Annotated in this window: 22 protein-coding genes and 1 tRNA gene; 16 read left to right on the forward strand and 7 right to left on the reverse strand. The window is 60.6% G+C overall.

The genetic code is table 11. From position 1 onward, the window contains the following. The first annotated feature begins 15 nt into the window (after positions 1-15). Genes phrB through ABFB52_RS24470 form a run of 8 tightly spaced genes read left to right on the forward strand, consistent with a single transcriptional unit; the run spans position 16 to position 6,811 of the window. The gene (gene phrB / locus ABFB52_RS24435; RefSeq protein ID WP_129973086.1) at positions 16-1,461 is read left to right on the forward strand and encodes a deoxyribodipyrimidine photo-lyase; all 1,446 of its coding nucleotides are present in this window, start codon (positions 16-18) and stop codon (positions 1,459-1,461) included. Further along, the gene (locus ABFB52_RS24440) at positions 1,454-1,876 is read left to right on the forward strand and encodes a nuclear transport factor 2 family protein (RefSeq protein WP_085745383.1); all 423 of its coding nucleotides are present in this window, start codon (positions 1,454-1,456) and stop codon (positions 1,874-1,876) included. The genes phrB and ABFB52_RS24440 overlap by 8 nt, the downstream gene beginning before the upstream one ends. After that, positions 1,873-2,655 (forward strand): SDR family NAD(P)-dependent oxidoreductase, encoded by a 783-nt coding sequence (locus tag ABFB52_RS24445; RefSeq protein WP_085745384.1) that lies wholly within the window; start codon positions 1,873-1,875, stop codon positions 2,653-2,655. Before ABFB52_RS24440 ends, ABFB52_RS24445 begins: the two co-directional genes overlap by 4 nt. Further along, on the forward strand, positions 2,652-3,899 hold the full coding sequence (locus ABFB52_RS24450; RefSeq protein ID WP_085745385.1) for an FAD-dependent oxidoreductase: 1,248 nt from the start codon (positions 2,652-2,654) through the stop codon (positions 3,897-3,899). Before ABFB52_RS24445 ends, ABFB52_RS24450 begins: the two co-directional genes overlap by 4 nt. Beyond that, a complete protein-coding gene (locus ABFB52_RS24455) occupies positions 3,896-4,711 on the forward strand; it encodes a DUF1365 domain-containing protein (protein ID WP_129973063.1) in 816 nt (271 codons plus the stop codon). The genes ABFB52_RS24450 and ABFB52_RS24455 overlap by 4 nt, the downstream gene beginning before the upstream one ends. Then, positions 4,698-5,969 (forward strand): cyclopropane-fatty-acyl-phospholipid synthase family protein, encoded by a 1,272-nt coding sequence (locus tag ABFB52_RS24460; RefSeq protein ID WP_129973064.1) that lies wholly within the window; start codon positions 4,698-4,700, stop codon positions 5,967-5,969. Before ABFB52_RS24455 ends, ABFB52_RS24460 begins: the two co-directional genes overlap by 14 nt. Then, the gene (locus ABFB52_RS24465; protein ID WP_129973065.1) at positions 5,962-6,453 is read left to right on the forward strand and encodes a DUF2878 domain-containing protein; all 492 of its coding nucleotides are present in this window, start codon (positions 5,962-5,964) and stop codon (positions 6,451-6,453) included. The genes ABFB52_RS24460 and ABFB52_RS24465 overlap by 8 nt, the downstream gene beginning before the upstream one ends. A 52-nt stretch (positions 6,454-6,505) precedes the next feature. Further along, the gene (locus tag ABFB52_RS24470; protein ID WP_011335918.1) at positions 6,506-6,811 is read left to right on the forward strand and encodes a YkgJ family cysteine cluster protein; all 306 of its coding nucleotides are present in this window, start codon (positions 6,506-6,508) and stop codon (positions 6,809-6,811) included. A gap of 54 nt (positions 6,812-6,865) precedes the next feature. Here ABFB52_RS24470 and ABFB52_RS24475 read toward each other — a convergent pair whose 3' ends face one another. The 6 genes from ABFB52_RS24475 to hemA all read right to left on the reverse strand — a co-directional run bounded on the left by ABFB52_RS24475 (position 6,866) and on the right by hemA (position 12,227). Continuing rightward, a complete protein-coding gene (locus ABFB52_RS24475) occupies positions 6,866-7,384 on the reverse strand; it encodes an acyloxyacyl hydrolase (RefSeq protein WP_039766327.1) in 519 nt (172 codons plus the stop codon). A gap of 113 nt (positions 7,385-7,497) precedes the next feature. Next, positions 7,498-8,289, reverse strand: coding sequence for a glutamate racemase (gene murI / locus ABFB52_RS24480; protein WP_129973066.1), 792 nt, complete (start codon positions 8,287-8,289; stop codon positions 7,498-7,500). Further along, positions 8,282-9,037 (reverse strand): molybdopterin-synthase adenylyltransferase MoeB, encoded by a 756-nt coding sequence (locus ABFB52_RS24485; RefSeq protein WP_129973067.1) that lies wholly within the window; start codon positions 9,035-9,037, stop codon positions 8,282-8,284. The genes murI and ABFB52_RS24485 overlap by 8 nt, the downstream gene beginning before the upstream one ends. Continuing rightward, complete coding sequence (prmC, locus tag ABFB52_RS24490; RefSeq protein WP_129973068.1) at positions 9,031-9,861, reverse strand: peptide chain release factor N(5)-glutamine methyltransferase; 831 nt, start codon at positions 9,859-9,861, stop codon at positions 9,031-9,033. Before prmC ends, ABFB52_RS24485 begins: the two co-directional genes overlap by 7 nt. Next, entirely contained in the window at positions 9,862-10,944 is a 1,083-nt protein-coding gene (prfA, locus tag ABFB52_RS24495; protein ID WP_007951714.1) for a peptide chain release factor 1, read from the reverse strand. After that, the gene (gene hemA / locus ABFB52_RS24500; RefSeq protein WP_007951716.1) at positions 10,941-12,227 is read right to left on the reverse strand and encodes a glutamyl-tRNA reductase; all 1,287 of its coding nucleotides are present in this window, start codon (positions 12,225-12,227) and stop codon (positions 10,941-10,943) included. The genes prfA and hemA overlap by 4 nt, the downstream gene beginning before the upstream one ends. A 182-nt stretch (positions 12,228-12,409) precedes the next feature. Here hemA and ABFB52_RS24505 point away from each other — a divergent pair, with 182 nt between their 5' ends. From ABFB52_RS24505 to ychF, 8 genes are all read left to right on the forward strand, one after another. Next, positions 12,410-14,134: a tetratricopeptide repeat protein gene (locus ABFB52_RS24505; RefSeq protein WP_085745392.1), complete on the forward strand. Its 1,725-nt coding sequence runs from the start codon at positions 12,410-12,412 to the stop codon at positions 14,132-14,134. A gap of 3 nt (positions 14,135-14,137) precedes the next feature. Continuing rightward, positions 14,138-14,755: a lipoprotein insertase outer membrane protein LolB gene (gene lolB, locus ABFB52_RS24510; protein WP_007951721.1), complete on the forward strand. Its 618-nt coding sequence runs from the start codon at positions 14,138-14,140 to the stop codon at positions 14,753-14,755. A 3-nt stretch (positions 14,756-14,758) separates the two neighbouring features. Further along, positions 14,759-15,610 carry a 4-(cytidine 5'-diphospho)-2-C-methyl-D-erythritol kinase gene (gene ispE, locus ABFB52_RS24515; RefSeq protein ID WP_007951723.1) on the forward strand — a complete coding sequence of 284 codons (852 nt, stop codon included), beginning with the start codon at positions 14,759-14,761 and terminating at the stop codon, positions 15,608-15,610. A 37-nt stretch (positions 15,611-15,647) separates the two neighbouring features. Next, positions 15,648-15,722: transfer RNA gene (locus ABFB52_RS24520), tRNA-Gln, on the forward strand. A gap of 47 nt (positions 15,723-15,769) precedes the next feature. After that, positions 15,770-16,711 (forward strand): ribose-phosphate pyrophosphokinase, encoded by a 942-nt coding sequence (locus ABFB52_RS24525; protein ID WP_003171603.1) that lies wholly within the window; start codon positions 15,770-15,772, stop codon positions 16,709-16,711. A 141-nt stretch (positions 16,712-16,852) separates the two neighbouring features. Next, positions 16,853-17,455: a 50S ribosomal protein L25/general stress protein Ctc gene (locus ABFB52_RS24530; RefSeq protein ID WP_102687527.1), complete on the forward strand. Its 603-nt coding sequence runs from the start codon at positions 16,853-16,855 to the stop codon at positions 17,453-17,455. 171 nt (positions 17,456-17,626) lie between these two features. Continuing rightward, the gene (pth, locus tag ABFB52_RS24535; protein WP_007951726.1) at positions 17,627-18,211 is read left to right on the forward strand and encodes an aminoacyl-tRNA hydrolase; all 585 of its coding nucleotides are present in this window, start codon (positions 17,627-17,629) and stop codon (positions 18,209-18,211) included. 22 nt (positions 18,212-18,233) lie between these two features. Beyond that, complete coding sequence (gene ychF / locus ABFB52_RS24540; RefSeq protein ID WP_085607001.1) at positions 18,234-19,334, forward strand: redox-regulated ATPase YchF; 1,101 nt, start codon at positions 18,234-18,236, stop codon at positions 19,332-19,334. Between the two features lie 63 nt (positions 19,335-19,397). Here ychF and ABFB52_RS24545 read toward each other — a convergent pair whose 3' ends face one another. Then, entirely contained in the window at positions 19,398-20,615 is a 1,218-nt protein-coding gene (locus ABFB52_RS24545; protein WP_129973069.1) for an MFS transporter, read from the reverse strand. Between the last annotated feature and the right edge of the window lie 307 nt (positions 20,616-20,922).

Genomic DNA, 20,922 nt, shown 5'->3' on the forward strand with positions numbered 1-20,922 from the left:
CAGACAGAGACCGACATGCAATTGATCTGGCTGCGCAGCGACCTGCGCCAACACGACAACACCGCCCTCGCGGCCGCCGCCGAGCGTGGCCCGACCGTGGCTGTGTACCTGTTGAGCCCGCTGCAATGGCAGGAACATGACGACGCGCCGTGCAAGATCGATTTCTGGCTGCGCAATTTGCGCGATTTGAGCAAAAGCCTTGGTGCCCTGAACATCCCGCTCCTGATCCGCACCGCGCCTCACTGGGATCAGGCACCCGCCGTGCTGCTGGAACTGTGCCGTCAACTGAAGATCGAGGCCGTGCACGTCAACGAGGAATACGGCATCAACGAAAGCCGTCGCGACGAGGCCGTTGCCGAGGCGTTGCAAGCCGAAGGCATCACCTTCCACAGCTACCTCGACCAATTGCTGTTCAAACCCGGCAGCGTACTGACCAAAACCGGCACTTACTTTCAGGTGTTCAGCCAGTTCCGCAAGGTCTGCTACGAGCGCCTGCACCGCTCGATGCCGTCGCTGAAACAGGCGCCGGGCAAACAATCGGCGCTGAACATCGCCAGCGATCCCGTACCAGAAGCCATCGAAGGGTTCCCGACACCGTTCGAATCCCTGCGCGCCCTGTGGCCCGCCGGTGAAGCCGAGGCCCGACGCCGCCTCGATACGTTCGCCGATGCGCAGATCGACTACTACAAGAGCGAACGCGACTTCCCGGCCAAACCCGGCACCAGCCAGCTCTCGGCTTATCTGGCCGCTGGCGTGATCTCCCCGCGCCAATGCCTGCACGCCGCCCTGCAAAGCAATCAGGGCGAATTCGAAAGCGGCAAGGTCGGGGCTGTCACCTGGATCAACGAACTGCTGTGGCGCGAGTTCTACAAACACATCCTCGTCGGTTACCCACGGGTTTCACGGCATCGCGCATTCCGCCCGGAAACCGAGGCCCTGGCCTGGCGCGATGCGCCTGCGGATCTGGCCGCCTGGCAGGAAGCCCGCACCGGTTTGCCGATCATCGACGCGGCCATGCGCCAATTGCTGGAAACCGGCTGGATGCACAACCGCCTGCGAATGGTGGTGGCGATGTTTCTGACCAAGAACCTGCTGATCGACTGGCGTGAAGGCGAGCGTTTCTTCATGCGCCACCTGATCGACGGCGACCTGGCCGCCAACAACGGCGGCTGGCAGTGGAGCGCCTCGACCGGCACCGATTCGGCGCCGTACTTCCGGATCTTCAACCCGGTCAGTCAGTCGGAAAAATTCGACAGCGAAGGCTTGTTCATCAAGCACTGGCTTCCGGAACTGGCCGGCCTGAACAAGAAAGAAGTCCACAACCCGGCCAGTGCCGGCGGACTGTTCGGCGTGGCGGACTATCCGGCGCCGATCGTCAATCTGAGCGCATCACGGGAACGGGCGCTGACAGCGTTCAAGAACCTGCCGTCACGCGCGTCTCAAGGAGAGAGCGATGAGTGAATTTCTGCGCAGTTTCGCCCAGCGGTTCGCACAGTTGAACAAAGACAACTTGCGCACCCTGGACGAGCTGTACAGCGAGGACATTCATTTCACCGACCCGCTACACGAAGTGCAGGGGCTGACGAACCTGCGCGCTTACTTCAGTGAGTTGTACGCCAACGTCAACGAACTGCGCTTCGATTTCCACGGCTTCGACCAGATCAGCCACGGCGAAGGCTATCTGCGTTGGGTCATGAGCTACCGCCACCCGCGTCTGAGCGGTGGGCAACTGATACGCGTCGCGGGCTGCTCGCACCTGCTCTGGAGCGACAAGGTTTACCGCCACCGGGATTACTTCGATGCCGGGGCGCTGCTTTATGAACATTTACCCGTATTGGGCCGGGTGATCGCCTGGCTGAAAAGGAGATTGGGATGAGTCGTACAGCTCCACGGCGATATTGGCTGACCGGTGCCAGCAGTGGCATCGGTGCAGCATTGGCAGAAGAAATCCTCAAGACCGGTGCACATCTGGCGGTCAGTTCCCGTCAGGTCGCACCGCTCAAAGTGCTGTCGCAACGTTATCCGGGACAGGTACTGGTGGTGCCCGGCGATCTGACCAACAGTCAGACCGTGCGCGAAATCGGCGAACAGATCGCAGCGGACTGGGGCTCGCTGGACTCGGTGATCCTCAACGCGGGCACCTGTGAGTACGTCGATGCCCGGCAGTTCGACGCCTCGATCATCGAGCACGTGGTGCGCACCAACCTGCTCGCCAGCAGCTATTGCATCGAAGCCTCGCTGCCCTTGCTGCGCAAAGGGACGGCACCGCATCTGGTGGGGATGGCCAGCTCGGTGACCTATGTGCCGTTGCCCCGCGCCGAAGCCTATGGCGCGTCGAAGGCCGGGCTGCGCTATCTGTTCGAATCCCTGCGCATTGACCTGGCGGCCGAAGGCATTGAAGTCACAGTAATCAGTCCAGGCTTCGTCGACACGCCCCTGACCGCCAAAAATGACTTCCCGATGCCGCTCAGTTGGCCTGTGGATAAAGCCGCGCGGCATATCTTCGCCAAGCTGAAGGACCGGCCGCTTGAGATCGCTTTCCCGGCGCTGTTCATCGCGGCCCTGTGGCCACTGTCGAAAATGCCCGCGCGGGTACAACTGGCGATCGGCAAGCGCATGGTGCGCAGCAACCCGCCGCTCAAGGATGCAACATGAAAATCGCCATTATCGGCAGTGGCATCGCAGGATTGACCTGCGCATACCTGCTTGCTCGCCGACATGACATCACCGTGTTCGAAGCCGACGCCCGGGTCGGCGGTCATACGCACACGGTGCCGGTCACCGTGGACGGGCGCGAGTATGCGGTGGACACCGGCTTCATTGTGTTCAACGACTGGACGTATCCGAACTTCATTCGTTTGCTCGGCCAGTTGGGCGTGGCCTTCAAGCCTACCGAGATGAGTTTTTCGGTCAACGATCCGGACACAGGCCTGGAATACAACGGCAACAACCTCAACAGCCTGTTCGCCCAACGCAGCAATCTGCTGTCCCCCGGATTCTGGGGCATGTTGCGCGACATTCTGAGATTCAATAAAGAAGCCCGGCGCGACCTTGCCGAACAGCGGATCACCGCGGACACCACACTCGACGATTACCTCAAGGCCGGCGCTTACGGCGAGCGCTTCATCCTGCATTACATCGTGCCGATGGGCGCAGCGATCTGGTCGATGCCGATGGCCGAAATGCTCAATTTTCCGTTGCAGTTCTTCGTGCGTTTTTTTGAGAACCACGGGTTGCTGTCGGTCAGCAACCGTCCGCAATGGCAGGTCATCGAGGGTGGTTCCAGCGCTTACATTGCGCCGTTGACCGCATCGTTCAAGGAGCGTATCCGCCTGAATTGCCCGGTGGGCCGGATCGATCGCGATGCGCACGGCGTGGTTATCCACAGCCCGGCCGGCATCGAACGTTTCGACAAAGTGGTGCTGGCCTGCCACAGCGATCAGGCCCTGCGACTGCTGGGAAATCCTGACGATAAAGAACGGGAAATCCTCGGCGCCCTACCCTATGCCGACAACGAAGTGGTGCTGCACACCGATACCCGCCTGCTGCCCACACGCAAACGGGCCTGGGCCAGCTGGAACTATCGCCTCGGCGGAGCCGGTCATACCCGGGCGGCCGTGACCTACGACATGAACATTCTGCAAGGCATCCAGAGCGACACCACGTTCTGCGTCAGCCTCAACCAGAGCGCTGGCATCACGCCGTCCAAAGTGCTGGCGCGCTTCACCTACGCCCACCCGCAATTCAGCCTCGCGGCGGTGACGGCACAGCAGCGCTGGGCTGAAATCGACGGCGCGCAACACACGCATTACTGCGGCGCCTATTGGGCCAACGGTTTTCATGAGGACGGCGTGGTCAGCGCCCTGCGCGTGGCCGCGTCCTTCGGAGAAAGTCTGTGAACAGCGCGCTCTACAGTGGCTGGATTGCCCATCGGCGATTCGCACCGCGCCGTCATCAATTCCGTTACCGGATCGGCATGCTGTACCTCGATCTGGCTGAACAGGAGACCGTGCTGGGCCTGTCCCGACTGGCGGGTTCCAGCCGCTTTGCGCCGTTTTCATTCCGCGAAACCGATTACCTGAAAACCTTCACCGGCCGGGGCGTGCGCCTGAGCGATGCGGTGCGCCAGCTTGTCGGCGAAGCCCTGGGCCATGCGCCGCAAGGTTCAATCTGCCTGCTGACCCAGCCGCGCAGCTGGGGCCTGTCGTTCAACCCGGTGAGTTTTTTCTATTGCCACGAGGCCGACGGCCAACTGGCGGCGATTCTCTGCGAAGTCAGCAATACCCCGTGGCGCGAGCGTTTTCACTACGTGTTGCCGGCCAGAGCGCCCAGCAATCTGCAGGACTTTCACCAGCACTTTGCCGTGGCCAAGGCCTTTCATGTGTCGCCGTTCCTGCCGCCGGATCTGGAATACCGCATGAGCTTCAGCCCCGCCGCGCAGGTCCTGGGTGTGCACATGGCCGACTGGCAAGGCGAGCAAAAACTGTTCGACGCCACCCTCGACCTGCGACGTGAACCCCTTGATCGACACCACTTGCACCGGCACCTGTGGCGCTTTCCCTGGATGACCGCCAAGACCGCGCTGGCGATCTATTGGCAGGCGTTGCGCCTGTTGCTCAAGCGCACCCCGGTGTATGACCACCAACGCGCCGACGACCGTTTTCGAACCGCCACCGTACCGACCGAGGAACGCCACCATGAAATCCACTAGCGTCTCGGCCAGAGCCAGCCTGCTCAGCCCCCATGGCCTGAGCGGTTCGCTGCTGCGCCGGGGAGTACTGCGCCAGCTGGAGCAGCTCAAACAGGGCCAACTGTTCGTCATCGAAGACGGCGAACGCCACGTCTTCGGTACGCCGGGCAGCGCGCTGGTAGGAGAAATTCAGGTGCTGGATCCGGCCGCCTGGGGTCTGGTCGCCGGCAATGGTTCGATCGGCGCCGGTGAGGCTTTCATTCATGGTTACTGGCGCTCGCCAGATCTGACGGCCGTGGTGCGGGTCTTCGTCAGCAACCTTGAAGTGCTCGACGGGATGGAAGGTGGCCTGGCCCGGCTCGGTCGGCCGCTGGTGCGCGGGCTGCACTGGCTCAACCGCAATACGCGCAAGGGCTCGCAGAAAAACATCGCCGCGCATTACGACCTCGGCAATGACCTGTTCGAACAGTTTCTCGACCCGACCATGATGTATTCCGCCGCGCAGTTTCTCAGCCCCGACGACAGCCTGGAGCAGGCGCAACTGAACAAACTCGAGCGGATCTGTCAGAAGCTCGCGCTCAAGCCCGGCGACCATCTGCTGGAAATCGGCACCGGCTGGGGCAGCATGGCGCTTTACGCGGCGCAGCACTACGGCTGCAAAGTCACCACCACGACGCTGTCGAAGGAGCAGTTCGCCTTCACCGCAGCCCGTATCGAACGCCTCGGCTTGCAGGATCAGGTGACGCTGCTGCTCAAGGATTACCGTGATCTCACCGGCCAGTACGACAAACTGGTGTCGATCGAAATGATCGAGGCGGTCGGCCACCGCTTCCTGCCGACCTATTTCAAGCAATGCGCGCAGCTGCTCAAGAGCAACGGCCTGATGCTGCTACAAGCGATCACCATCCGCGAACAGCGTTACGAACAGGCCCGCCGTGGCGTGGACTTCATCCAGCGCTACATTTTCCCCGGCGGTGCCCTGCCCTGCGTACAGAAAATGCTCGAAATCGTCGGCCGCGACACCGACATGAACCTGCTGCACATGGAAGACTTCGGCCTGCATTACGCCCGCACCCTGCGTCTGTGGCACGAGAACTTTCGCCATGCTCACGGCCGTCTGACCGAACTGGGCTATGACGATTACTTCCTGAGGCTGTGGGAGTTCTACCTGTGTTACTGCGAGGGCGGATTTCTCGAACGCACCATTGGCACTGCACAGCTGGTGCTGGCGAAACCGGCGGCAATGACCGCGCCTTTGCTGGGCCGTTTCGATGCTTGAACGGTTGGCCAACGCGGTGCTATTCCAGATCGGCTGGCTGGCCTGCGTGCTCGGTGGTAACAGTTTGTGGTTGCTGCTGGCGCTGACGGTGTTGGTGATTCATCTGTGCTGGATCAGCAGTTGGGCGCAGGAAGGCCGATTGATCCTCAGCGTGGTGATCATCGGCACGGCGGTGGACAGCCTGTTGCGCGGCCTCGGGGTTTTCGAGTTCAAGGACCTGTCACCGCTGATTCCGCTGTGGCTGATGTTGCTGTGGGCGTTGTTTGCCACGACATTGCGTCATTGCCTGCAATGGAGCGCGAGGCCGTGGTGGCTGGCCAGCCTGCTGGGGGCGGCAGGTGGCGCGCTGTCCTATGGCGCCGGCGGACGACTGGCCGGTGTGCAGTTTCCTTTCGGTGAGTTACCGACTCTGATCGGCATCGCGCTGCTGTGGGCGTTGCTGTTTCCGCTGCTGCACAAGTTGTCCCGGCGACTGGCGCGCTAAACGCCTGTCAGGCCTTTCACACGGTCATCGGCCACTGCCGTACACTGGCGCCATGAAAACCATTCCCCACCGGCAAATCGCCGAACCCGTGGTCACCTGCTCGACCTGCGCAGCCTGTTGTTGCCAGCTCGAAGTGATGCTGATCACCGACACCGGCGTACCCGAGCGTTTTATCGATACCGACGATTGGGGTGGTGAGGTGATGCTGCGTCTGGACGACGGCTGGTGCGCGGCGCTGGATCGCGACACGATGATGTGCACGATTTACGAGAAGCGTCCGCTGATCTGCCGCGAGTTCGAAATGGGCGCACCGGAATGCATCGACGAACGTCAGGGGATTGCCACGGCGTATCGCTGAATAAAAAAAGGAGCGCCAGGCGCTCCTTTTTTATGGGGCTTACTTTCTGGGGGCTTATAGCGGCATCGTGTAATGCAATGCGTAGCTTTCGACCCCATCGTTGTCGCTGCTCAGACCGGCGTTGGAATAGTGCGTCGCACGGATTCCCACCTCATGCCCGCCATTGAAGCGCAGGCCGAAACCGATACGGTCTTCGAACTGGAAGGAGCCGCCGAGCTTGTTGTCTTCGTACTCGGTGTTGGAGAACAGCGCCACGCCGATCCCCGCCTCGACATACGGTTTGACCGACTGACCGGCAAACTCGTAAACAAACACCGGCGAGAACGACAGGCTGTTGTTGCTGGAGGTCTTGTCACCTTCCCAATAGGTATAGGCGCCGCTCCAGTAACCGGTCAGACGACCGACGTCACTTTGCAGCCAGCTCTTGTCCCAGTCGAAATTCATGCCCAGGCGATAAGTCATCGTCGAATCGCTGGTGGCACCCACTGCAAACTCGACGCCAGCAGCCTGTGCGGTAAAACTTTGCCCCATCAGTGCAGCCGCAATCGCGGCCAAGCAGAATAGTCGCTTCACGTTGAAACTTCCTTTTCCGGAACGATCGTTTGGTTTTTCTAGGTCACTCTGCGCTATAGAAATCTGCGCTTGGTCAGAAGTTCAGCTGACTTTTTAGATATTTCACATTTTTTTTACAAGGTGAATTTTTCGACGTCGCCGGCGACTTGGCCCAACAGGGCCAGCGTGTTGCGCAAAGACTCGGGATCGGCGCTGGTCCAGAATCTGACCGGTCGGTTCGGCCCTTCGGCGAGCAGATCCCGCTCGGCCAGCAGCCGCTGCAATTGGCGGGCTACTGCCGCGCCGGTGTCGATCAGGCTGATGCTCTCGGGGATCATCGACTTGAGCATCGGCTTGAGAAACGGATAGTGGGTGCAGCCCAGAATGATCGTGTCGCAACCGTTCGCCAGTAGCGGATCGACGTAGTGCTTGAGCAATGCACGCAACTCGGGGCTGTGAAGATCGCCGCTTTCAATCCGCTCGACAAGTCCGGGGCACGGCTGCGTGATGACCCGCACATCCGTGGCAAAACGATCGAGCAGCGCTGCAAACTTCGCACTCTGCAAAGTGCCGGTAGTGGCTAGCACGCCCACCACGCCGCTGCGGGTGGCGGCGGCGGCCGGTTTGACCGCCGGCTCCATGCCGACAATCGGCCACTCGGGAAAGTCCCGGCGCAAATCAGCGACGCCGGCCACGGTCGCGGTGTTGCACGCGATCACCAGCGCCTTGGCGCCCTGCTCGCGGAAAAAACCGGCCATCACGCTGCAACGCTGGCGGATGAATTCCGGAGTTTTCTCGCCATAAGGAATATGGCCGCAATCGCCGAGGTAGAGCAGCGATTCAGTCGGCAGCAGACGCTGGATTTCCGCCAGCACCGACAATCCGCCGACGCCGGAATCGAATACGGCGATCGGCGCTTCACGCATGCTGCGAACCACAGACGCTGCAACCCGGATCGCGCTTGACCCGCAGCTCACGGAATCGCGAGCCCAGTGCATCGATCAACAGCAGACGCCCCACCAGCAGCTCGCCGAATCCCGCCAGCAACTTCAAGGCTTCCAGCGCTTGCAGGCTGCCGACCAGACCGACCAGCGGCCCGACCACACCCGCTTCGCTGCAAGTCAGTTCGGCTTCGCTGCCGTGACCGTACAGGCAGTGGTAGCACGGGCTTTCGGCGCGGCGCGGGTCGAACACCGAAAGTTGTCCTTCGAGGCGAATCGCCGCGCCGCTGACCAATGGCTTGCGCGCCGCCACGCAAGCGGCGTTGACCGCTTCGCGGGTGGAGAAATTGTCCGAGCAGTCGAGCACCAGATCCACCGACGCCACGGCTGCGGCGAGAGAATCTTCGTCCAGCGCCTGACGATGAGGAATCAGTTTGATTTCAGGGTTGATCGCGCTCAGGCGCTTGAGCGCCGAGTCGACCTTGCTCATGCCGACGCTGTCGGTGTCGTGGATGATCTGGCGTTGCAGGTTGGTCAGGTCGACCGTGTCGAAATCCGCCAGGTGCAATTCACCAACACCCGCCGCCGCCAGGTACAGCGCCACCGGCGCGCCGAGACCGCCGAGGCCGACGATCAATACCCGGCTGTCCTTGAGCTTCAACTGGCCATCGATGTCGATGTGTTGCAGCAGGATCTGCCGACTGTAGCGCAACAATTCCTGATCATTCAGCACGGCAGGCGCCCCAGGCTGATCCGTTGATGGCCGCCCAGATCGGTGCGGCTGTGGACTTCGTCGAAACCTTGCGTCAGCAGCAGATCGCGCACGGCTTCGGCTTGATCATAGCCGTGTTCGAGCATCAGCCAGCCACCGGCCTCCAGATGGGCCGGCGCCTGGGCGATGATCAGGCGCAGATCGCCGAGCCCGTCGATGCCGGCCACCAAGGCGCTTTCCGGCTCGAAGCGCACATCGCCTTCCACCAGATGCGGATCGGCCGCGCGAATGTACGGCGGGTTGCTGATGATCAACTCGAAACGCTTGCCTTCGAGGGCGCTGAACCAGTGACTGCTCAGCACCGTGACGTTGTTCAAGTGCAGGCGCTGGCGATTGCGTTCGGCCAGGGCCACCGCTTCCAGCACGCGATCCACGGCGGTGACTTTCCACGCCGGGCGTTCGCTGGCCAGGGCCAGGGCAATCGCTCCGCTGCCGGTGCCCAGATCGAGAACTTTGGCCGGGATCGCCGGCAGCAATTCCAGTGCGGCTTCCACCAGCAGTTCGGTGTCCGGGCGCGGGATCAGCGTGTGCGGTGCGACTTCCAGATCCAGCTTCCAGAAACCCTGCTGACCCAGAATGTAGGCGACCGGCTCGCCGCTGCGACGACGTTGCAGGTACTCGGCAAAAACCAGTGCGGCTTCGCTGGGCACGATGCGCTCGGGCCAGGTGTGGAGAAAACTGCGCGACTTGCCCAGCGCGGCGGCCAGAAGCAATTCGGCGTCCAGGCGCGCGGTGGGCGAATCCGGCAGTTCGGCGGCGCGCAACAGGCTGGCGATGATGGTCATTTACTCACCTATCGCTGCGAGCTGGTCGGCCTGGTATTCGGCCAGCAACGGCTCGATCACCGCTTCGACGCCACCGGCGAGGATTTCGTCGAGGGAATACAGGGTCAGGTTGACGCGGTGGTCGGTGACCCGGCCCTGGGCAAAGTTGTAGGTACGGATGCGCTCGGAGCGGTCACCGGAACCCACCAGCAATTTACGTTCGCTGGCGATGGCGTTGGCCGCCGCCGCCGTCTGCTGGTCGTTGAGTTTGGCCGCCAGCCAGGCCATCGCACGGGCACGGTTCTTGTGCTGGGAACGTTCTTCCTGGCACTCGACAACGGTGCCGGTCGGTATGTGGGTGATGCGGATCGCCGAATCGGTGGTGTTGACGTGCTGACCACCGGCCCCGGAGGAGCGGTAAGTGTCGACGCGCAAATCCGCCGGGTTGATCTCGATGGCTTCACGCTCGTCCGGCTCGGGCAATACCGCCACGGTGCAGGCCGAGGTGTGGATACGGCCCTGGGATTCGGTGGCGGGTACACGCTGTACGCGGTGCGCGCCGGATTCGAATTTCAGCTTGCCGTAAACGTTGTCGCCTTCGATGCGGGCGATGACTTCTTTATAGCCGCCGTGTTCGCCTTCGTTTTCCGAGAGGATCTCCACGCGCCAGCCACGCCGTTCGGCGTAACGCGAGTACATGCGGAACAGGTCGCCGGAGAAGATCGCCGCCTCGTCGCCACCGGTGCCGGCGCGGATTTCGAGAAACACGTTGCGCCCGTCGTTGGGATCCTTGGGCAGCAACATGCGTTGCAGGTCGGATTCCAGCGTGATCAGCAACTCCTTGGCTTCGCGGACTTCTTCCACGGCCATTTCACGCATGTCCGGGTCGCTGTCCTTGAGCAGCGCCTGCGCGCCTTCAAGATCGCTTTGTACGCCGAGCAGCTTTTTATAGCCTTGTACCACCGGCTCAAGTTCGGCGTATTCCTTGGAATAGGCGCGGAATTTGGTCTGGTCGGAAATGACTTCGCCGTCGCCGAGCAGCGCGGTCAGTTCCTCGAAACGGTCCTGGAGAATGTCCAGCTTATTGAGCAGTGACGCTTTCATTGCGGTTTTTTATCCGAAAAGCTATCCGGTGAGCCCTCGAGGGCAAAGAGTTCCTGAGCCATGGCCAGCGCATCGAGGCGGCCTTCGGCAGAAAGCTTTTTCAACTGCACGCTCGGGGCGTGCAGGAGTTTGTTGGTCAGGCCACGGGCCAGTTGCCCGAGCACGTCTTCGGCGTTGCCGCCGTTGGCCAGCAGGCGCAGGGCCTTTTGCAGTTCTTCGTCGCGCAGGCGTTCGCTCTGTTGACGATAGGCCTTGAGCACGTCGACCGCCGCCAGCTCGCGCAGGCGCACCATGAAATCGTCGGCGCCGACCGAAACCATCTCTTCAGCCGCCTGCGCTGCACCCTGACGGCTCTTGAGGTTTTCGGCGACCACTTCGTGCAGATCGTCGACGCTATAGAGGTAAACGTCGTCGAGTTCGCCGACTTCAGGCTCGATGTCACGGGGAACGGCGATGTCGACCATGAAGATCGGCTTGTGCTTGCGCAGCTTCAGCGCGCTTTCCACCGCGCCTTTACCGAGGATCGGCAACTGACTGGCGGTAGAACTGATGACGATGTCGCTGCGCACCAGTTCGGCCGGGATGTCCGAGAGCAACACCGCGTGGGCACCGAACTGTTCGGCCAGCAGGCTGGCGCGCTCGAGCGTCCGGTTGGCGACCACGATGCGCTTGACCCCCAGTTCATGCAGGTGACGGGCGACCAGGGTGATGGTCTCGCCGGCGCCGATCAGCAGGGCCTGGCTGCGTTGCAAGTCGCTGAAAATCTGTTTGGCCAGGCTGACGGCGGCAAACGCCACGGACACCGGGTTCTCACCGATCGCGGTGTCGGTACGCACTTGCTTGGCGGCGTTGAAGGTCGCCTGAAACAGTCGCCCGAGCAGCGGCCCGATGGTGCCGGCCTCGCGGGCAACGGCGTAGGCCGATTTCATCTGGCCGAGAATCTGCGGTTCGCCCAGCACCAGCGAGTCGAGCCCGGAGGCGACGCGCATCATGTGACGAACTGCCGCATCATCTTCATGCACATAAGCACTCGCGCGCAGCTCATCGAGGCTTAAATGGTGATAGTCGGCCAGCCAGCGCAGCACGATATCGGCCGAAAGCTGATCCTGTTCTATATACAGCTCACTGCGATTGCAGGTGGAGAGGATCGCAGCTTCGCGGCTGTCGGTGAGTCGGCAGAGCTGCTGCAAGGCCTCCACCAGCTGCTCAGGGGTAAAGGCCACGCGCTCGCGGACGTCTACTGAAGCAGTCTTGTGGTTGATACCGAGTGCAAGGAAGGCCATTCAAGGTCGCTGATGGTGACGTGAAGCCGGCAATTGTCCTACTTCGTCAGATTCAGAACAACTACCGCTGACTATTGTCCCAATTGTCGGCCCCTATAATGGCCACAATCGAGACTCGGTTATGTTTGGCCGAAGGCTTGTGTCATGATGATCCGACCGCAGGTTAGTCGTCCTCTTCCTATATGAATAGATCTTCCGCGTTGCTCCTCGCTTTTGTCTTCCTCAGCGGCTGCCAGGCCTTGGCCCCCGTTTCGCAGGACGGTGCCTCACCGGTCGAAGACACCACGCCGGCCCCTGAAAAGCCCAAGGTTTACAGCTCGTTCAGCCAGGAAACGGTGTTCAGCCTGCTGAGCGCCGAGCTCGCTGGCCAGCGCAATCGTTTCGACATTGCCCTGGACAACTACGTGACCCAGGCCATCAACACCCAGGACCCGGGCGTTTCCGAGCGTGCGTTCCGCATCGCCGAGTATCTGGGTGCCGATCAGCCGGCTCTCGATACCGCGCTGATCTGGGCGAAAAACGCCCCGGACGACCTCGAAGCGCAACGCGCCGCCGCCGTGCAACTGGCTCGCGCCGGGCGTTATGACGACTCGATGGTCTATATGGAGAAAGTCCTGCAGGGCAAAGGCGACACCCATTTCGACTTCCTCGCGCTGTCGGCCGCCGATACCGATCAGGAAACCCGCAACGGCCTGATGAAAAGCTTCGACCGCCTGTTGCAGCGTCACCCGAACAACAATCAGCTGATTTTCGGCAAGGCCCTGCTGATGCAGCAGGACGGCGACACCAAAGGTGCGCTTGCCCTGCTCGAAGACAACCCGCCGGAAGACGGCGAGATCGCCCCGATCCTGCTGCGCGCGCGCCTGCTGCAAGGGCTGAATCGCGGCGACGAAGCGCTGCCGCTGCTGCAAAAGAGCATCAAGAAGTATCCGGACGACAAGCGCCTGCGCCTGACCTACGCGCGGATGCTGGTGGAACAGGACCGGATGGACGACGCCAAGGTCGAGTTCTCCACCCTGGTTCAGCAATACCCGGAAGACGACGAACTGCGTTATTCCCTGGCGCTGGTCTGCCTGGAAGCCAAGGCCTGGGACGAGGCCAAGGGCTATCTGGAAGACCTGATCGCCCGGGAAAGCCATGTCGATTCGGCGCACCTGAACCTGGGCCGCATTGCCGAAGAACGCAACGACCCGCAAGGCGCGCTCATCGAGTACGCCCAGGTCGGCCCGGGCAACGACTATCTGCCGGCGCAGCTGCGTCAAGCCGATATTCTGATGAACAACGGCAAGACCGCCGAAGCCCAGAGCAAACTGGCCGCCGAGCGTGACGAGCAGCCGGATTACGCGATCCAGTTATACCTGATCGAAGCCGAAACCCTGTCCGCCAACAATCAGGGCGACAAGGCCTGGAAAGTCCTGCAACAAGCGTTGCAGCAATACCCGGACGATCTGAATCTGCTTTACACCCGTGCGATGCAGGCGGAAAAACGCAATGACCTGGCGCAGATGGAAAAAGACCTGCGCCTGATCATCAAGCGCGATCCGGACAACGCCATGGCCCTCAACGCCCTCGGCTACACCCTGTCCGACCGCACCACCCGCTACGCTGAAGCCAAGGCGCTGATCGAGCAGGCGCACCAGATCAACCCGGAAGACCCGGCGGTTCTCGACAGCCTCGGCTGGGTGAACTTCCGCATGGGCAATCTGGAAGACGCCGAGAAATACCTGCGTCAGGCCCTCGAGCGCTTCCCCGATCACGAAGTCGCCGCGCACCTGGGCGAAGTGCTGTGGGCCAAGGGCAAGCAGCGCGAAGCGAAACAAATCTGGGGCAAGTTCCTCAAGGACCAGCCTGACAGCACCATCCTGCGCAGCACCATCAAGCGCCTGACCGGATCCGAGACTCTTTAACTCATGTTTTTGCGCCACGTCATAGTTTTCAGCTTCATCGCCCTGCTCGCCGGTTGTGCGGGCTTCGGCGCCCGTGAGTCGGTCGAAGGCCACGGCAATCCGGCACAGTGGGCCGCGAACAAACAACACCTGACCGGCCTCGACGGCTGGCAGATCGACGGCAAGATCGGCATCCGCGCCCCGAAAGACTCGGGCAGCGGCACGCTGTTCTGGCTGCAACGTCAGGACTACTACGACATTCGTCTGTCCGGCCCGCTGGGTCGTGGCGCCGCTCGGCTGACCGGCCGTCCGGGCGCGGTGTCGCTGGAAGTGGCGAATCAGGGCCGTTATGAAGCGCCGACTCCGGAAGCACTGGTCGAAGAACAACTGGGCTGGAAACTGCCGGTCTCGCATCTGGCCTGGTGGGTTCGCGGCCTCCCGGCACCGGACAGCAAAAGCCGTCTGACTCTGGACGGCAACAGCCGTCTGGCCAATCTGGATCAGGATGGCTGGCAGGTCGAATACCTCAGCTATGCCGAACAGAACGGTTACTGGCTGCCCGAGCGGATCAAGCTGCACGGCACCGACCTGGACGTGACGCTGGTCATCAAGACCTGGCAACCGCGCAAATTGGGGCAATAACGCATGACCGCTCCACGCCTCACTCTGCCCTCGCCGGCCAAACTCAATCTGATGCTGCACATTCTCGGTCGCCGTGAAGACGGTTATCACGAGTTGCAGACGCTTTTTCAGTTCCTCGACTACGGCGACGAAATCACCTTCGCCGTGCGTGACGACGGCGTGATTCGCCTGCACACCGAATTCGACGGCGTGCCCCACGACAGCAACCTGATCGTGCGCGCGGCGAAGAAACTGCAGGAACAATCCGGCTGCTCGCTCGGCATCGACATCTGGATCGACAAGATCCTGCCGATGGGCGGCGGCATCGGGGGTGGCAGTTCGAACGCGGCCACCACCCTGCTCGGCCTCAATCACTTGTGGCAACTGGGTTGGGATGAAGATCGCCTGGCTGCACTGGGTCTCACACTGGGCGCGGACGTGCCGGTGTTCGTGCGTGGCCACGCAGCTTTCGCCGAAGGTGTCGGCGAGAAACTGACCCCGGTCGAGCCCGCCGAACCGTGGTACGTCGTGCTCGTTCCGCAAGTCTCTGTTAGTACGGCAGAAATTTTTTCAGATCCATTGTTGACACGTAACACGCCGCCCATTAAAGTGCGCCCCGTTCCCGAGGGAAACAGTCGAAATGACTGCTTGCCGGTGGTCTCGAGGCGTTATCCAGAAGTACGTAACGCATTGAATTTGTTAGGTAATTTTACCGAAGCAAAACTCACCGGAACTGGAAGTTGTGTGTTTGGGGGCTTCCCAAGCAAAGCTGAAGCTGATAAAGTCTCGGCCCTTCTGACAGAGACCCTTACAGGGTTTGTAGCGAAAGGAAGCAACGTTTCGATGTTGCATCGCAAGCTGCAAAGTCTGCTCTAAAGGAACCAAGTGCCCGGCACTTGCAAGCAACAGATACAGGGGCGTCGCCAAGCGGTAAGGCAGCAGGTTTTGATCCTGCCATGCGTTGGTTCGAATCCAGCCGCCCCTGCCATTTTCCTATACTCATCCAGGTATACCCTCAGCCTTCAGGTACTGCGCGTGTCCAAGATGATGGTCTTTACGGGGAACGCTAACCCCGATCTGGCTCGGCGTGTCGTACGTCAGCTGCATATCCCTCTCGGTGACATCTCTGTCGGTAAATTTTCCGACGGTGAAATTACAGCCGAGATCAATGAAAACGTTCGTGGTAAAGACGTCTTCATTATTCAGCCGACTTGCGCTCCGACCAACGATAACCTGATGGAACTGGTAGTGATGGCTGATGCCTTCCGCCGCTCCTCGGCTACTCGTATCACTGCTGTTATTCCTTATTTTGGTTATGCCCGTCAGGATCGCCGTCCGCGTTCCGCACGTGTGGCTATCAGCGCGAAAGTCGTTGCTGACATGCTCACCGTAGTCGGCATCGACCGTGTTCTCACGGTTGATCTGCATGCTGACCAGATTCAGGGTTTCTTCGATATTCCGGTAGATAACATCTACGGCTCCCCGGTTCTGGTGGATGACATCGAAGATCAGCGCTTCGAGAACCTGATGATCGTGTCCCCGGACATTGGTGGCGTCGTGCGTGCACGTGCCGTTGCCAAATCCCTGGGCGTGGATCTCGGGATCATCGACAAACGCCGTGAGAAAGCCAATCACTCTGAAGTGATGCATATCATCGGTGATGTCGAAGGGCGTACCTGCATTCTGGTCGATGACATGGTCGATACCGCCGGCACTCTGTGCCACGCGGCCAAGGCCCTGAAAGAGCATGGCGCAGCTAAGGTCTTTGCCTACTGCACACACCCTGTGCTGTCGGGTCGGGCCATCGAGAATATCGAAAATTCCGTGCTGGACGAGCTGGTGGTCACTAACACCATCCCGCTGTCCGCTGCAGCACAAGCCTGTGCACGTATCCGTCAACTGGATATCGCACCGGTTGTTGCCGAAGCGGTTCGCCGCATCAGCAATGAAGAATCGATCAGCGCGATGTTCCGTTAAGGGCCCTGCCCTTCTCGAAATGTCTCGTTGACGAAAAGCGCCCCGCCCCGGCATTCCTGCCGGGGCGGGGCTTTTTTGCCCATACCGTGTTCGGCGCTGGTCGCAAACGCCACTCGGTCATGGCTATTTTGGAGATACAAAATGAACGATTTTACTCTGAATGCTGAAGCGCGTTCCGACCTGGGGAAAGGTGCGAGCCGCCGCCTGCGTCGTCTCGCTGCCCTGGTTCCAGCTGTTGTTTACGGTGGCGACAAAGCCCCTGAATCCATCAGCATGCTGGCCAAAGAAGTTGCCAAACTGCTCGAAAACGAAGCGGCTTACAGCCACATCATCGAGCTGAACGTTGGTGGCACCAAGCAAAACGTGATCATCAAGGCTCTGCAGCGTCACCCGGCCAAAGGCCACGTGATGCACGCTGACTTCGTACGCGTTGTAGCTGGCCAGAAACTGACCGCTATCGTTCCTGTGCACTTCATCAACGAAGCTGCTCCAGTGAAGAAAGGCGGCGAAATCTCGCACGTTGTTGCCGAGATCGAAGTTTCCTGCCTGCCGAAAGATCTGCCTGAGTTCATCGAAGTCGACCTGGCTAACGCTGAAATCGGCACCATCGTTCACCTGTCCGACCTCAAAGCTCCTAAAGGCGTTGAGTTCGTTGCTCTGGCTCACGGTAACGACCTGGCTGTTGCCAACGTCCACGCTCCACGTGTTGCTCCAGAAGCTACCGAAGAAGGCGCAGCAGAGTAATTCACTCTGTCATGCCTGAGTGAGCAGGTAACATCGCGGACTGGAACGTAGCGAGAAAGCGGGCGGGAACGCGGAGTTTACATCCATGGTAAATGAGCATTTTTCGTCCACTTTCGCCGCCTTCCCTGATCGCGGCGATGTTATCCACCACTCAAAGGAAGGGCCCCTATCGTGACTGCCATCAAACTGATCGTTGGCCTGGGAAATCCAGGCGCTGAATACGAGCAGACCCGGCATAACGCAGGGGCCCTTTTTGTTGAGCGCATCGCCCACGCACAGAACGTGAATCTCGTGGCCGATCGCAAGTATTTCGGCCTGACCGGGCGCTTCTCGCATCAGGGTCAGGATGTTCGTCTGCTGATTCCCACCACCTACATGAACCGCAGCGGCCAGGCCGTGGCGGCACTCGCCGGTTTCTTCCGCATCAAGCCTGAAGAAATCCTGGTGGCGCACGACGAACTCGATCTGCCTCCGGGCGTCGCCAAACTCAAAGTCGGCGGCGGCCATGGCGGTCACAACGGGTTGCGCGACATCATTGCGCAATTGGGCAATCAGAATACGTTCCACCGCCTGCGGCTTGGCATCGGCCACCCGGGCGTCGCCAGTATGGTTTCAAATTTCGTCCTGGGTCGTGCGCCACGCGCCGAACAGGAAAAACTCGATGCCAGCATCGACTTTGCCCTCGGCGTGCTGCCGGATATCCTCGCCGGTGAATGGAACCGCGCGATGAAAAACCTGCACAGCCAGAAGGCCTGACTCTAATCCGAGGGGAAACACCATGGGATTCAATTGCGGCATCGTCGGCCTGCCTAACGTCGGCAAGTCCACCCTGTTCAACGCCCTGACCAAATCCGGGATCGCGGCCGAGAACTTCCCCTTCTGCACCATCGAGCCGAACAGCGGCATCGTGCCGATGCCGGATCCGCGTCTGGACGCTCTGGCGGCCATCGTCAATCCAAAGCGCATCCTGCCGACCACCATGGAATTCGTCGACATCGCAGGCCTGGTTGCCGGCGCGTCGAAAGGTGAGGGCCTGGGCAACAAGTTCCTGGCCAACATCCGCGAAACCGACGCGATCGCTCACGTCGTGCGCTGCTTCGAAGACGAAAACGTGATCCACGTTTCCAATAGCGTCGACCCGAAGCGCGACATCGAAATCATCGACCTGGAACTGATCTTCGCGGACCTCGACAGCTGCGAGAAGCAACTGCAGAAAGTCGCGCGCAACGCCAAGGGTGGTGACAAGGACGCAGTGGCCCAGAAGGCCCTGCTCGAGCAACTGATCCCGCACTTCACTGAAGGCAAGCCTGCACGCAGCCTGATGAAGAACATGAGCGCCGACGAAAAAGCGATCATCAAGGGCTTCCACCTGCTGACCACCAAGCCGGTCATGTACATCGCCAACGTCGCTGAAGACGGTTTCGAGAACAACCCGCACCTGGACGTGGTCAAGGCCATCGCCGAAGAAGAAGGCGCCATGGTCGTTCCGGTCTGCAACAAGATCGAAGCGGAAATCGCCGAGCTGGACGACGGTGAAGAGAAAGACATGTTCCTCGAGGCCCTGGGCCTGGAAGAGCCTGGCCTGAACCGCGTGATCCGCGCCGGCTACGAAATGCTGCACCTGCAGACCTACTTCACCGCCGGTGTCGAAGAAGTCCGCGCCTGGACCGTCCGCGTCGGTGCCACCGCACCGCAAGCCGCTGGCGTGATCCACACCGACTTCGAGAAAGGCTTCATCCGCGCCGAAGTGATCGCCTACAACGACTTCATCCAGTACAAGGGCGAAGCGGGCACCAAGGAAGCCGGTAAATGGCGTCTGGAAGGCAAGGACTACATCGTCAAAGACGGCGACGTGATGCACTTCCGCTTCAACGTGTAAAAGCTGCACCCATGAAAAAGCCGCGTTTGATACGCGGCTTTTTTGTGCCTGAAATTCGGCCCGTCAGGCCTTTTTGGTTCTCGGCAGGAAGATCGCCAGCACCCCGAACAGCGGCAGGAACGAGCACAGGAAGTACACGTATTCGATGCCGTGAATGTCCGCGAGATGACCGAGCAACGCCGCGCCAATCCCGCCGAAGCCGAACATCAGACCGAAGAACACCCCGGCAATCATCCCGACATTGCCCGGCACCAGCTCCTGCGCGTACACCACGATCGCCGAGAACGCCGAAGCGAGGATGAAGCCGATCACCACGCTCAGGACAGTGGTCCAAAACAGATCGACATGCGGCATCAGCAGTGTGAACGGTGCCACGCCGAGGATCGAGAACCAGATCACCGCCTTACGCCCGATCTTGTCGCCAATCGGCCCGCCGAAGAACGTGCCCGCCGCCACTGCGCCGAGGAACAGGAACAGATGCAGCTGGGAACTGGCCACCGACAGGTCGAACTTCTCGATCAGGTAGAAGGTGAAGTAACTGGTCAGGCTGGCCATGTAGAAATACTTGGAGAACACCAGCAACCCGAGCACCACCAACGCGCTGATCACTCTGCCCTTCGACAGTCCATGAGTGGCGGCCTGGCCAGCCTTGAGCTTGAACAGGTTCAGGTGATGGGCGTACCAGCGGCTGATGCGATAGAGCACGAACAACGCAAACACCGCGAACAGCCCGAACCAGGCCACGTTACCCTGGCCGAAAGGAATGATGATCGCCGCTGCCAGCAACGGGCCGAATGCCGAACCCGCATTACCACCGACCTGGAACGTCGATTGCGCCAGACCGAAACGCCCGCCCGACGCCAGCCGCGCGATACGAGAAGCTTCAGGGTGGAAAGTCGAAGAGCCGATACCGATCAACGCCGCCGCCAGCAGAATCAACGGGAAACTGCCAACCATCGACATCATCACAATCCCGATCAGCGTGCACATGGAACCTGCCGGCAACAGCCACGGTTTCGGATGCCGGTCGGTGTGATAACCGACCCACGGCTGCAGCAGCGAAGCGGTCAATTGGAATGTCAGGGTAATCAGGCCGACCTGGGTGAAACTCAGGCCATAGTTGGCCTTGAGCATCGGATAGATCGACGGCAGCACTGACTGGATCAGGTCGTTGATCAAATGCGCCAGCGCCACCGCGCCGATGATGCGCATCACCAAAGGGCTGCTTTGTGAAGGAGCGGACGCCGAGGCAGCGGCGGTCTGAACGTTGCTGATAGCCATGGGAGTTTCCGGACTGCAGATGGGTGCACGCGGGCAGGTGCGTCAATGTGCCATTTTTCGGTGCGCCAGCGCCATCCCCTTAGCCAGCTAACGAACTATTCAGTCGTCGCGCTACAAGTGATAGCGCAACGCCATGGTCTGAATCTTGCCTTGCTTATCCGCTTGAACGCGGCGCCCTTACAAAGGGCATCGAGAATGGGAAGTTTCGCTACAGAGCCTGCCTACAGAGCGGGCAAGGGTGAACTTTCGAGGCCTTTTAGCAGGGCACCAATCCCGGTCGCAACGACCGCGATGCACGCCGATGGTG

Source organism: Pseudomonas sp. 9.2(2024), from assembly GCF_039695385.1.
Taxonomy (GTDB): domain Bacteria; phylum Pseudomonadota; class Gammaproteobacteria; order Pseudomonadales; family Pseudomonadaceae; genus Aquipseudomonas; species Aquipseudomonas paraglycinae.